This window comes from Kaistella treverensis (genome assembly GCF_900114045.1).
GTDB classification, from domain to species: domain Bacteria; phylum Bacteroidota; class Bacteroidia; order Flavobacteriales; family Weeksellaceae; genus Kaistella; species Kaistella treverensis.
This window is the reverse complement of the sequence record NZ_FORQ01000002.1, coordinates 524,063-537,086: the sequence shown is the minus strand read 5'-3', so window position 1 is coordinate 537,086 and position 13,024 is coordinate 524,063. Positions and strand designations below refer to the sequence as shown.

At 35.7% G+C, this 13,024-nt stretch carries 13 protein-coding genes; 11 read left to right on the top strand and 2 right to left on the bottom strand.

The features are described 5' to 3' along the window. Positions 1 to 135 precede the first annotated feature (135 nt). From BMZ55_RS07915 to BMZ55_RS07895, 5 genes are read left to right on the top strand one after another with little or no spacing between them, the layout of a single operon-like run. The gene (locus tag BMZ55_RS07915; protein WP_089819872.1) at positions 136 to 1,443 is read left to right on the top strand and encodes a UDP-glucose dehydrogenase family protein; all 1,308 of its coding nucleotides are present in this window, start codon (positions 136 to 138) and stop codon (positions 1,441 to 1,443) included. 14 nt (positions 1,444 to 1,457) lie between these two features. Beyond that, positions 1,458 to 2,435 carry a hypothetical protein gene (locus BMZ55_RS07910; RefSeq protein ID WP_143068762.1) on the top strand — a complete coding sequence of 326 codons (978 nt, stop codon included), beginning with the start codon at positions 1,458 to 1,460 and terminating at the stop codon, positions 2,433 to 2,435. 31 nt (positions 2,436 to 2,466) lie between these two features. Next, positions 2,467 to 3,315, top strand: a complete 849-nt coding sequence (locus BMZ55_RS07905) for an ABC transporter permease (RefSeq protein WP_089819870.1) — start codon at positions 2,467 to 2,469, stop codon at positions 3,313 to 3,315. 42 nt (positions 3,316 to 3,357) lie between these two features. After that, positions 3,358 to 4,620, top strand: coding sequence for an ABC transporter ATP-binding protein (locus BMZ55_RS07900; protein ID WP_089819869.1), 1,263 nt, complete (start codon positions 3,358 to 3,360; stop codon positions 4,618 to 4,620). A 48-nt stretch (positions 4,621 to 4,668) separates the two neighbouring features. Beyond that, positions 4,669 to 5,574: a glycosyltransferase family 2 protein gene (locus BMZ55_RS07895; RefSeq protein ID WP_089819868.1), complete on the top strand. Its 906-nt coding sequence runs from the start codon at positions 4,669 to 4,671 to the stop codon at positions 5,572 to 5,574. Here BMZ55_RS07895 and BMZ55_RS07890 read toward each other — a convergent pair. Beyond that, positions 5,564 to 6,418 (bottom strand): glycosyltransferase family A protein, encoded by an 855-nt coding sequence (locus tag BMZ55_RS07890; RefSeq protein ID WP_089819867.1) that lies wholly within the window; start codon positions 6,416 to 6,418, stop codon positions 5,564 to 5,566. The two genes, BMZ55_RS07895 and BMZ55_RS07890, sit on opposite strands and share 11 nt — an antisense overlap. A gap of 114 nt (positions 6,419 to 6,532) precedes the next feature. Here BMZ55_RS07890 and BMZ55_RS07885 point away from each other — a divergent pair, with 114 nt between their 5' ends. Next, positions 6,533 to 7,657: a glycosyltransferase gene (locus BMZ55_RS07885; protein ID WP_089819866.1), complete on the top strand. Its 1,125-nt coding sequence runs from the start codon at positions 6,533 to 6,535 to the stop codon at positions 7,655 to 7,657. A 36-nt stretch (positions 7,658 to 7,693) separates the two neighbouring features. On the opposite strand, the gene BMZ55_RS07880 is transcribed toward BMZ55_RS07885, so the two are convergent. Next, complete coding sequence (locus tag BMZ55_RS07880) at positions 7,694 to 8,689, bottom strand: glycosyltransferase (RefSeq protein WP_089819865.1); 996 nt, start codon at positions 8,687 to 8,689, stop codon at positions 7,694 to 7,696. Between the two features lie 77 nt (positions 8,690 to 8,766). Here BMZ55_RS07880 and BMZ55_RS07875 point away from each other — a divergent pair, with 77 nt between their 5' ends. The 5 genes from BMZ55_RS07875 to BMZ55_RS07855 are packed head-to-tail and all read left to right on the top strand — an operon-like array spanning position 8,767 to position 13,024. After that, positions 8,767 to 9,330, top strand: coding sequence for an acyltransferase (locus BMZ55_RS07875; RefSeq protein WP_089819864.1), 564 nt, complete (start codon positions 8,767 to 8,769; stop codon positions 9,328 to 9,330). 26 nt (positions 9,331 to 9,356) lie between these two features. Next, positions 9,357 to 10,298, top strand: coding sequence for a glycosyltransferase family 2 protein (locus BMZ55_RS07870; protein WP_233701921.1), 942 nt, complete (start codon positions 9,357 to 9,359; stop codon positions 10,296 to 10,298). Further along, a complete protein-coding gene (locus tag BMZ55_RS07865) occupies positions 10,298 to 11,314 on the top strand; it encodes a glycosyltransferase family 2 protein (protein ID WP_177179795.1) in 1,017 nt (338 codons plus the stop codon). Before BMZ55_RS07870 ends, BMZ55_RS07865 begins: the two co-directional genes overlap by 1 nt. Further along, entirely contained in the window at positions 11,304 to 12,464 is a 1,161-nt protein-coding gene (locus BMZ55_RS07860) for a glycosyltransferase (RefSeq protein ID WP_089819861.1), read from the top strand. The genes BMZ55_RS07865 and BMZ55_RS07860 overlap by 11 nt, the downstream gene beginning before the upstream one ends. Then, a complete protein-coding gene (locus BMZ55_RS07855; RefSeq protein WP_089819860.1) occupies positions 12,464 to 13,024 on the top strand; it encodes an acyltransferase in 561 nt (186 codons plus the stop codon). The genes BMZ55_RS07860 and BMZ55_RS07855 overlap by 1 nt, the downstream gene beginning before the upstream one ends.

The window sequence follows — 13,024 nt, the reverse complement described above, 5'->3', positions numbered from 1 at the left end:
TATTTACGTAAATCCGTGGCAAATATACAATATTTTAGTATAATTACAAAAAAGTTGAGCTTTATTGATTTATATTCAGCTCAAAATCCGGCCATTAAATTCTTATATTTGTAGCCATTAATTAGAAAATAAATTGTGAATATAACGATCGTTGGGACAGGTTATGTAGGTTTGGTTACCGGAACTACTTTGGCAGAATTGGGTAATACGGTTTATTGCGTGGATATCGATTCTAAAAAAGTCGAGCAGATGAAAAAGGGAATTGTCCCGATTTACGAGCCGGGTTTGGAAGAAATGTTTCTCCGGAACATCCAGGCGCAGCGCTTGTTTTTCACCACCGATCTCCGCGAAGCACTTAACGAAAGTGACGTCATTTATTTAGCACTACCCACGCCGCCCGGCGAAGATGGTTCCGCAGATTTATCCTACGTACTTTCTGTCGCAACGCAAATTGGTGAAATGCTAACGGAATACAAAATCATTGTCAATAAATCCACCGTCCCAGTGGGTACCGCTGATAAAGTTCGCGAAACCATTTCAGCGCACACCAATATCGAATTTGATGTAGTTTCCAACCCTGAATTTTTGCGTGAAGGTTTCGCCGTGGAAGATTCCATGAATCCTGCACGTGTGATCGTTGGAACAGAATCTGAGCGTGCTCAGGAAATTATGGCTAAAATCTATCAGCCGTTCACCAACACGGGAATCCCGATTATTTTCATGGATGAAAAATCCTCGGAATTAACCAAGTATGCGGCAAATTCCTTTCTGGCGGTGAAAATCACCTTTATGAACGAAATTGCGAATTACTGCGAAAAAGTGGGCGCCGACGTTGATAAAGTTCGTCTCGGAATGGGTTCTGATGACCGCATTGGTCATCGTTTTCTTTTCCCCGGTATTGGTTACGGCGGCAGCTGTTTTCCGAAAGATGTAAAAGCTTTAATTAAATCCGGGAAGCAGGAAGGTTTTGATTTTCAGATTTTGGAAGCTACTGAAGAAGTAAATAAAAATCAGAAAGTAAATTTAGTTTCAGAAATTGAGAAATTTTTCGGCAGTTTAGCCGGTAAAAAAATTGCACTTTGGGGCCTTGCTTTTAAAGCAAACACCGACGATATTCGCGAAGCTTCTTCATTGGATAATATTAAAATTTTGCTCGAAAAAGGGGCGAAAATTACCGCATACGATGCAATTGCTGAAGATAACGTGCGCAGGATTTTGGGTGACCAAATTTCGTACGCGCCAGATATGTATTCCGCTTTGCAGGATGCCGATTGTCTGTTAATCGCAACCGAATGGAGCGAATTTAAAAACCCCAATTTCGATTTGATGGCTTCGAAAATGAATCAAAAAGTAATTTTCGACGGCCGGAATATGTTTGCGCTGGAGCAGGTAGAAGACTCCGGTTTCCATTACAAATCGATCGGGCGCCGCACGATTAGCTAATTTAAAAAAAACGCTTGAAAATACCTTTATTTTTTAGGTTGAGTTTTGCAGTTCTGCTTGCTTTTACGGTAAGCACTTTTGTTTATTTTGGTTTTGTAAACAGCTATTCTTCCACGATTTTCAATCACCAGAATTTTCAGGAACAGTTTCAGTCTGGCATTTATCAGTATCGGATTTTAAGCTCATATTTGCTGCTTTGGATTTATGATTTTCTGGGAACTTTTAAAATTGATTATCAAATATTTAAACTTAAATTCCTGGATAAATCCGCGGAACCGCGCATGTTTCTGGCTTTTTATATGGTCAATACTTTGTTCCTTGCTTTAAGCGCCTTTTTTTTGGTTTTAATCATGGAAGCCAAGAATTTTGTCGCCATCAATTCCGAGAAAATATTAATTACCGTTGTCGCCATCTTTACTATTTGCATTTCGCAGTTTGTAATTGTACCGTACGATGTCGCGAGTTATTTTTTGCTGTTGCTCTTTTATTATTTCCTGTTGAAATATGTTAAAAAATTGGATTTTTCAACGCTGATTATTTTAGGAATTATTCTGCTAATTTCCACTTTAATTCGAGAATCCTCGGCGCTATCAATTTCCCTGGCAGCAACACTTTTATTTACGCAGTACAAATTTAAAAAAGAGGCTTTTTTGCCCGTTTCTTTTCTGGTTTTAATGTTTTTAATCGCGTATGTCGGCATTCGAGTTTTACATCAAGATTTCACGACTACAGACGGAAATTTGCTTTCACAAAATCTTTCACAACCGAAAAACTTTTTAGGCATTATTTTATGGATTATGTTTCTATCGTTGAGCCTTTTTCTTGCGAAAGATAAAAAAGCGGTTCGTGCGATTTTGGTTTTTCATGCGTTATCTCTTCCTTATGTATACGTTTGTTTTTACAGCGGAATTTTATATGAAATCCGGCTTTACGTACCGATTTTTCTTACCTCGCTTTTATTAGCACGAACGGAACTTGGAAAATTCCGGTAAATTGTCTTATTTTTAATTATTATTTACGCAAATGACAGAACCTCAGCAAACCTGGACGGAAACCATCGAATCCAGCCATTCGCTTTTTGACCTTAAATTAAAGGAAGTTTGGCGCTACAAAGACTTGGTGTATATGTTTGTGAAACGGGATTTTATTTCCAGTTTCAAGCAGACCATTTTAGGACCGATTTGGTTTTTCATCAATCCAATTTTCACCACTGTTGTTTACCTCGTCGTTTTCGGAAACATTGCGAATTTATCTACGGACGGCGCGCCGAAAATTTTGTTTTACCTCGCGGGCGTTACTTTATGGAATTATTTTTCCACCTGTCTAACGAGCGCTTCCAATGTTTTCACCAGCAACGCCGGAATTTTCGGTAAAGTTTATTTTCCACGCCTTGTGATGCCGCTCACTATTGTGATTTCAAATCTGATGCGTTTCGGTGTACAAATGCTGCTTTTTATCGCCGTTTTTTTATACTATTATTTTCAGGGCGCCGTGCAGCCAAATATTTGGATTCTGGCAACCCCTTTTTTAATATTACTAATGGCGGCTTTTGCCCTTGGAATGGGAATGATATTTTCCTCGCTAACCACAAAGTACCGGGATGTGCAGATGCTTTTAGGTTTTGGCGTTAGCTTATTTATGTATGTTACACCCGTAATTTATCCGCTTTCCGCCTTGCCTGAAAGATTTAAAGCCATCGCGTATTACAATCCTTTATCCGGAATTTTTGAATGTTTTAAATACGGCTGGATGGGCGTTGGTGAATTTTCCGGTCCCATGTTGCTCATCAGTACCGTAATCATTTTTTTCCTTTTGGCTGTGGGAACCCTCATTTTCAATAAAGTGGAAAAAGGTTTTATGGACACCGTTTAAAAATTAAAAAAACCCGAAAAAGCCCCGCAAAAATTTAATCTCATGCTTGCATTAAAAGCCGAAAATATATCAAAACAATACCGCCTCGGTCAAGTCGGCACTGGCACACTTTCCCATGATCTAAACCGATTTTGGCATGAAATCCGTGGAAAAGAAAACCCATACCTGAAAATTGGTGAAGCTAATGATCGAGCGGCGAAAGCCGATAGCGAGTATGTTTGGTCTCTGCGCGACATTAATTTCGAAATTGAACAAGGTGACGCAGTCGGAATTATTGGTAAAAATGGCGCTGGAAAATCTACATTGCTGAAACTGCTGAGTAAAGTCACCAAACCCACCACCGGAAAAATCTACACCAACGGACGAATTGCTTCGCTGCTGGAAGTCGGTACCGGCTTTCACCCGGAAATGACCGGCCGCGAAAACATATATTTAAATGGCGCAATTCTCGGCATGACACGCCGCGAAATTAAAAGAAAATTCGATGAAATTGTTGATTTTTCAGGTGTTGAAAGGTATATTGATACGCCTGTAAAAAGATATTCTTCAGGAATGTACGTGCGTTTAGCCTTTGCAGTTGCGGCGCATTTGGAATCCGAAATTTTAATCGTAGATGAAGTTTTAGCCGTTGGCGATGCCGAATTTCAGAAAAAATGTCTCGGAAAAATGGGAAATATCAGCAAAGGGGAAGGTAGAACGGTTTTGTTTGTAAGCCATAATATGGCTGCTGTGAAAGAATTAACAAAAAAGGCATTGCTCCTTTCAAATGGAAATTTGCTCGGAGTCGGCAGTACCGATGATATTATTACCTCTTACACGCGTTTGAATTATGAAAGCACCACGAGCAAATGGGAAGGTTCGCTCATCGATGCCAATTCTACTATTGAAATTAAAAAAGTTGAAATTATCCAGAACAGCCCGCTCGGATTTTCAAACCAAAAACCACTAATTTGCCGGATTGATCTGCGAAATAATAAGCCTCTGGACAACAGCAATTACCGCCTGGTTTTAACGTTAAAATCTGCTGAAGAGATCGTTATTTTAAACAGCGCATTTCCGCTTACAAGACGCGTGGCCGGAGATTATTTTCTGGAAATTGAAATCCCGGAATTTACACTTTCTAACACCGATTTTATTTTAGGTTTCCGCATCGATATTCCGAAAAACCGCTACATCCACCATGACCGCGATTATGTGCGCTTCAGCGTAAATGTGGTGGATCATACGTTTGGTGATATCGCAGGCAGCGAACCCGGCGGTTTTTTCCATTTACCGTTAGAAGCAGTGGTAAAAGAAGAAGTTTAAAATTAAAAAAAACACCATTTTACCTCCCATTTTTTGCACGATAAGCTGATGGAAAACAAGCTCGCGATTATAATTCCTTTTTACAAAGAAAAATACTTTCGGTGGACGCTGGAATCTTTAAAAAACCAGTCAAACCGAAATTTTTCGGTATACGTTGGTAATGACAATAGTCCCGACCAAATTGAAGATTTATTACTCGAATTTTCTACCGATTTAAACTTTCAATATCAAAAATTTAATAAAAATTTAGGCGCGCAAAGTCTTGCTCAACAATGGGATCGATGCATCGCTCTTTCTGCAAATGAAGATTGGATCATGATTTTGGGTGATGACGACGTTTTGGGTGAAAATGTTGTGGAACAATTTTACAAACATTTGAAAACGGTAGAAGATTTAAAAATAAAAGTGATCAGGTTTGCTTCTCAACTCATTAATGAAGACGGAGAAAAGACGTCTAAAATTTTTTTAAATCCCGAAATTGAAAAAGCGGGCACATCTTACATCAGGACGCTGCAAGGAAACGGAAGGAGTACTTTAACGGAGCATATTTTTTGTAGATCTGCCTATGAAAAACATGGATTCAAAGATTTTCCTGTAGCATTTGGTAGCGATAATGTGGCTTGGTTAGAATTTCCGGATATGGCTAATATTTTCAGTATTAATGATGCTGTGGTTCGTGTTAGAATTTCAAAAGAACATCTTTCTTCCCGGAATGACAATGGATTAGATTATCGTAAAAAAGAAGGAATTTACCTCTTTAACCGTTATATTATTGCCAATTACGGCGAATACTTTACAATCGACGAGAAAATTTTAATTTTAAAAAAAGCCTATAGAAATTTAAGATATTTCAGTCGGGACAATCTTAAAACGTTGCTCTTTTTTATTTTTATGTTCCGTAAAATAGGACTAAAAACGATCCAAATAATACAAGATAATCGGTTCAACCATTAAATCTTTTCAGCAATTTTTCCCATAAAATAATGATCGACCAACGCCCTGGAAAACCTTGGATCTTTTGCTTCCAGGAAATTGATTTAGTTTTTAAAGCAATGTCCCAATAGTTTCTTGCGAGCAATTTTGCATCCTCTCTCGTTTTCGCAACGCTTAATTTAATTCGAAAAGACAGCATCGCGTAGCGTGGATTTTCCAGCAATCTCGCGTATAAATTTTGGCTTAACCCATCTTCCAGATAATTTCCAAATGCTAAAGTATGGTTAGTAAAAAGGATTTTGTAATTCCTAATAATAGGAATTATTTGCACACTTTCCTGACAAAAGTTTTCGTTTTCAAATACGGGAAAAGGATATTTTTTAATCACTTCAAGTTTAAAAACATAAACCATCTCACCCGCGAAATCCCATTGATATGTATTATACTGCGTCCATTTTTTAATGTCATCCGTGTTCCCTTCTGAAAACATTTCTTCAGGCGCATGAATAAATGTGAAGCCACCAGACTTTTCAGTTTCAGTTTCTATAGAAAGAAGTTGGCAAATTTCTAAACAGTTATTCGCTAGAAAATCATCACTGTCTATGGTTATAAAATATTTTCCTGCGGCATTATTCATTGCGCAATTAATAGCGATATGTTTACCCTGATTTTTCTGTTTCATGTACCGAATAGGGAAATCTGCTCTCTCGATAAAATGAGTAACTAATTCTTCCGTATTATCAGTCGAACCGTCATCAACAATTAACCAATCAAAATTACGAACAGTTTGCCTCGATAGACTCTGAAAAAGCCGGTCTAATAAGTAACCGCGATTATAAGTTGGAGTGAAAACGGTGAATAGCATTCTGAATTAAAAATTGTTCCTAAAAATACATAAAATATTTCTCAAAGTTTAATAATATCTCACGTAATCCCTTACTATTGCTAAAAAATGTAACTTTACCAATAATTTCAGTTAATGAAGAAAAAAATACTTTTTGAAGTTGATATTAAAGATTGGGCTTTCTATTTTATGGTAAAATCCTGGTCGCTGAAATTATCTGACGAATATGATTGTTATTACGTTTGCAATGATGCTTATCGCGTAAAAAATCTTTCGCAAACGAACGCTTTTAAAATGTTTACGTTAAACCTTATTTCTAATATTCGGTTCAGGTTTTATCGCTTATTTTCTACCCAAAATAACAAGGTTCAGGTCATTCATTCTTCTGGAAATTACTCGTTTCCAAAGTATACAAAACCATTTGTAACGCCTTTTATTGATGAAAGCAAACGTCTGGAAATTCTCAATTTTGATTACGTAATTTCTATGGCGTATTTTTTTCAGTATATCGCTGAAATTCCCTTTACTGGACGTAAGAATTTGGTTGGGATCTTTAATGATTGTTTTCCACATCTTGGTCCGGAACATGATATTAAAACCAAAACGGATGTTAATTCGCTTTCACGCGCTGAATTCTTTGATAAATATTTAAAACATTATGACTTCCTGCTGCTCGCAAATGATAATCTGATTCGCGCATATAGCGATTACACCGATCACCTGGAGTTCGCGCTTGGAATTTATAAAGAAGAATGTTTCGGACAAATTAAAACTAAAAGCGAGGTTTTCACTTTAGGTTGGACTGGAAATCCGAATCGTCCTGTTAAAGGTTTTTTTGAAATCATAGAACCAGCGGTAAAAAAAGTATTGGAAACCGGCAGAAATATTCGCCTTAAAACTTCCTTTGATGCCTCTTACGACGAAATGATCGACTTTTATAATGACGTAGATTTAGCAGTAATTGCCTCCAGTGGTGATGGCGCTCCCACAATGTTCTGTGAAGCAAGTCTTTCTAATATCCCATCAATTTCCACTTTTATTGGGTTACCGTCGATGGTGATTCAAGACGGAATTAATGGAATGTTCATCAACCGAGATATTGATGAGATGGCGCAGGCAATTATTTATCTACATGACAATCAAGATATCTTATATAATTATGCTAAAAGAATTAAGAAAGATTATTTAGATCTGATGAGCAACGAAAAAAATATTCTGAAAATTCGAAAAGTACTGCATAAATTAAATGAGAAATCTTAAAAATAGAATTCTCAGGTTATTCTAAACATTTCTCAATTACCTGTTATACCGCCATTTAAAAAATTTAAATCCTAAACTGGTCGGTAGTTGGACTAATAAGTTTGTTTTTTTCACGGAAGTCGAAAAATCGTTCGAAAAATAATTGAACAGCGATAAACTGGAAAGTGTTTTATAATTCCTGTAACTTTCCTTCCACAAAACTGCATTTTTCTGGGCTTTCCAGTTCATGAGTAGCGTGAGCGATTTGTAATTGATAAGATATTTAAGAATTAATTTTTTTCGATTTTTGTTTTTCTCGTGCTTGAGCGCTGCATCAATATATTTTCCGATCGTAAACCAATTGTCAAAATTTCGCTTATTCCTATTATGAATTACTGATTTATTATGGAGAAAATAAGTATACGTAATGCCTTTGTAAATTGCGATTTTATTTAATTTCAAAACGAGATGAAAAGTCCATAACTCATCTTGCGCAAATAATCCTGGTATAAAATAGATTTTGTTTTTACGAATAAAATCTACCAAAAAAAGTTTGTTTACTGCGTAAGTAACCAATTCAGAATTTGCAAAATCCTTTAAAATTTCCTCATTTCCAACAATAATTTCCTTGTCGGACTGAATTTTAATACAGATGGATTTCTCACCTGTTTCCAATTGTTCACACTCGAGTTGCGACATGGTCATTTCTGCGCCTGTTTTCTCAGAAATTTCGACTAAGATCGAAATACAATCGGGCGAAATAGTATCGTCACTATCTAAAAAAAAAAGATATTTTCCGGTGGCAGTATCAATTCCTTTATTTCGAACAACAGACAAACCAGCGTTTTTTTCCAGATGGTAGATTTTCCAATTTAGCAGGTTATGATCCTTAATGAAGCGTTCTGCGATTCCAACACTATTATCTGGCGTTTGATCGTTGATCAGTGTCACTTCAATATATGGATAAGTTTGTAAACGAACAGATTCCAAGCTCGCCAGCAAAAAATCTTCGCATTTATAGAGCGGAATTGAAACAGTAACCAAAGGATTCATCGAACTTGTATAATACCGTAAAAATACTTAATATTAACTGAAATCGCTATATTTGTTACACATAATAAAAGGAAGAAATGAAATTGTTTTCAAAGGTTTTTTTGAGGATTTTGAAAAGTAAAAATTTAGGGATTCTTCAAGATCACCGCAATATTGAAATCGGCAATAATTTTAAATTTGGTGATTTCTGTAATTTCATCTTTCATTCAGAATTGAAAACGGTGAGGTTTAACAACAAAATAAATTTTCGCAATTACATCAATTTGTTGGTCGGAAAACAGGCAGAACTTATTATTGGAAATGGCGTATTTTTTAATAATTATTGTTCCATCAATTGTTTAGAGAAAATAGAAATCGGAGACGAAACATTGTTTGGTGAAGGCGTAAAATTATACGATCATAATCATCAGTATTCTACGAATTCAGATTTTACTATTGAACACCAAAAGTTTAATACCGCTCCAATTAAAATTGGCAAAAATTGTTGGTTAGGCAGCAATGTAACCGTACTGAAAGGAGTTACTATCGGTGACAATGTCATTGTAGGGGCCGGAGTTTTGGTATATAAAGACATTCCTGCTAACAGTATCGTGAAACTAAAACAGCAAGTTGATATAGGTTCTTCTAATATTACCCGATGAAAAACGCTCCTACAATCTCGGTGATAATGTCTGTTTATAACGGAGAAAAATTTCTACGAGAAGCAATAGAATCGGTTTTAAACCAAACCTATACCGATTTCGAATTTCTAATTATTGAAGACGCTTCTACTGATAAAACTCCAGAAATTTTAGCAGAATATAAATGCCGTGACTCAAGGATTATAATCATTAATAAAGAGCAAAACAAGGGACCAACAGGCTTTATACAAAATCTTAATATCGGTTTGCAACACGCGACAGGTGAGTTTATTGCGCGAATGGATGCAGACGACATTTCAGTTTCCGCACGTTTTCAAAAACAAATCGACTTTCTTGAAAAAAATCCAGAAATATTTTTGATTGGCAGTCAAGTACAATGTGTTAACGAGTATGACGAGAATACGAAAATTCTTCGCGCACCACTCCACAACAACGAAATTCAAAAACGTATGTTTAAAAATATTTCATTGTTCCATCCTGTGATTATGTTTAGAAATTTGCCCGATTTGTTATATCGCGAAAAAATGTTGTATTGTGAAGACTATGATTTTTACTTCAGGTTAATGATCAAAAAACATCAATTTGCGAATATAGAAGAACCGTTACTGAGGTATAGAATTTTGGAGAATTCGATTTCCCGAAAAGATAATAAACTGATCAAGTGGCTTTTTGTCGAAAAAGCACGACAATTTTTTCAGGAGCAGAAAAAAAATGGAATTGATTCATACGATCAATTTGAGCCTGAAAATCTTTTGAAAATTTTAGATATCAACTTTATAAGCAAAGCAGAAGATCTTTTATTTGCGGGCAAAGTTGCTTTAAAATATCAACATTACGAGGGTTTAACAATGATTTTAAATGAAGCAAAAAATAAGTATCCGACTGATAAAAGATTTGATATTTATGAAAATTATTTAAAAATACCGAAATCGATTCTTCCTTATATTTTAAAATTTACTTTAAAATAATGGATATTTTAATTAAATCATTTAATCGGCCATTCTATCTAGATCGTTGCTTAACTTCGATTTACAGATTCGTTTCTGGCGATTTTAAAATAAAAATATTAGACGACGGAACTCCGAAGAAATACTTAGAAAAAATTGAAGAAAAATATCCAGAGGTCGAAATTCTTATGTCCAAAGATTATTCTCAAAAAAGTGCAGCGATTGCTAAAAATAATACTGATGGATCAAATATCGATGGATTTCAGATTCCGGTTGATCTGTGGATTAGTGCTGTAAGAAACGCCTCAGAATATTTTCTCATGATGGAAGACGATGTGTGGTTTACGAAAGAGGTAAATCTACAGAAATTAATGAACGATTGCAAAAATTTTGATATTCACCTTTTAAAATTGGGATGGCTTGGAAATACGAGTGATGATCAACATCTGAAAGTAAATTCACTGACAGAAAACATCGATACATTAATTCCTCAGAAATTATTTTTGAGCACTGAAAAAGTGATGGAAGCATTTTTCTACAATCACTATAAATTTTACAGCATACTTTATAAATTAGGAAAAGTAGACAATCGGACCAGAGAAAAATATTGGGCCTTAAATTCTATTTTAATGGGTCTTTATAAAAAAGAATATTGGTTAGAAATTTGGAAGGGCATGAACGGGAGAGTGGACGAAAAAAAACAGCTCATCAATTCCTCTATTTTTTATAAAAAGAACCGCAAAAATCCGAACTTTATTTCAAGATTAAAAAATGAGGCGATGAAAACAACTTTTCAATCTTCTGCGACGAATTCCTACCACGAATATGGCTATGATTTTGACGTGAACCTTTTTAACCATCTGATAAATGAGGCCTGGTTAAAAGGTGAATTTGATGTTTTACAAAATTTTCCTAATGATTTCTCGATGGCTTATTTTGAATCGTTCGTTTCCTCAAAAATTGATATTGAAGAATTTAGAAAATGGGTCGCGCATTTTAAGAATCAATATCATAAATTAGGTGCAGATGTTAACTAAAAGAATAAAAATTCTCTTCCGCCATCGCTCTATGGAAATGGGGGGCGTAGAGAAAGTGCTGCTTAGTTTGCTCCAAAACTTAGATCAAGAGAAATTTGAAATTACCGTTTTGTTAAGCATCAATCAAGGCGAATTACGAGATGAGATTCCCGCACACATACAGAAAATTTTTACCGCAAAAGGAAAAGAAGATTTTTCAAAAAACCCCTTCATTCAAAAAATACAATTAGCGCAGCGGAAATTTAAATTAAATGATCTTCGTAAAAATCCACATAAGATTGATGAACAATTTCTTAAACAGAATTTTGACATAGAAATTGCCATGACTTACAATGATTTCGAATTGGTTTTAAACTCTAGTAATAAAAGATCAAAAAAGATTGGCTGGTTTCACTCCGAAATTGATCATCCGAAACTGCAGGTTTTAGTACCAAAAATCTTAGAACATTTTCCGCAATTTGATCATATCATTTACTGTTCCGAAAAAATAAAAGAACTGATGCATTTACATTATCCTCAGTTACTATATCCAGCGGAAAGCGTGATCATCAACGCCATTCCTATTGAAGAGATTAAAGAGAAAGCGGACGAAAAAAACGCTGAGTTGCCGCAAAAACCTGTATTCGTAACTGTTGGGAGATTGCACACGCGAAAAGGATATCATCTGCTTATGCAAGTTCACGCGAAACTATTAGAAGATGGATTTCAACATTCCATTTTAGTGATTGGCGATGGCGAAGAAATGCCAAATCTGATGAAGCAGCAAAAGAATTTAGGCGTCGAGAAAACTTTTATTCTGGCCGGTAATAAAATGAATCCTTATTCTTATATTAAAAATGCAGATTTTTTCATTATGCCTTCCGAATCAGAAGCTTGGCCGCTGGTCATTGCAGAAGCCTTGGTTTTACAAAAACCGATTATTGCAACAAACGTCGGCGATGTGGGTTTAATGATTGAGCATCAAAAAACTGGCTATTTAGTTGATTTTAATTTTGATGAAATTTATGACGCAATGAAAGAATTTCTGATCGATGAAACTTTAATTAAAGAACTTAAAAAAAATCTGTCAAACATCGAAGCACAATTCGATAATCAAAAGATATTTAATGAAGTTGAAAATATCCTCCTAAATTTAGCAAAAACCAACTGATGCATTTGCTGTACCGAATCATTCTAAAAATAGAAAATATATTGCGCCTATTTCGCGATAAAGCCTATATCGAAATTTGCAAAGCGCGCGGCTTGAACGTTGGGGAAAATGTAATTTTTATTGAAGCTCCAAAATTCGGGTCGGAACCGTATTTAATTGAAATCGGTGACAATACGAAAATCACCGCGAACTGCACTTTCATCAATCATGATGGTGCGATGTACGTCATCCGTTCCATGGAAAAATTCGCTGATGCGCGAAATTTTGGCAGAATAAAAATCGGGAAAAACTGCTTTATCGGAAATAACTGCACAATTCTTCCCGGCGTGGAAATGGGCGACAATTGCATTTTGGGTGCAGGTTCTGTGCTGAATTCTTCGACTTTACCAAATTCCGTTTACGCTGGCGTTCCCGCGAAATTCATCTGCACTGTTGAAGAATATGGCGAAAAAGCGCTGAAAAACAACGTTTTTTATCCGCGTAAGCTCGAAAAAAACCGTGCTCAGCTGGATGCGCATATCAAAGAAAATTTGCCTCATACTTATAAAGCAGTAAAATAA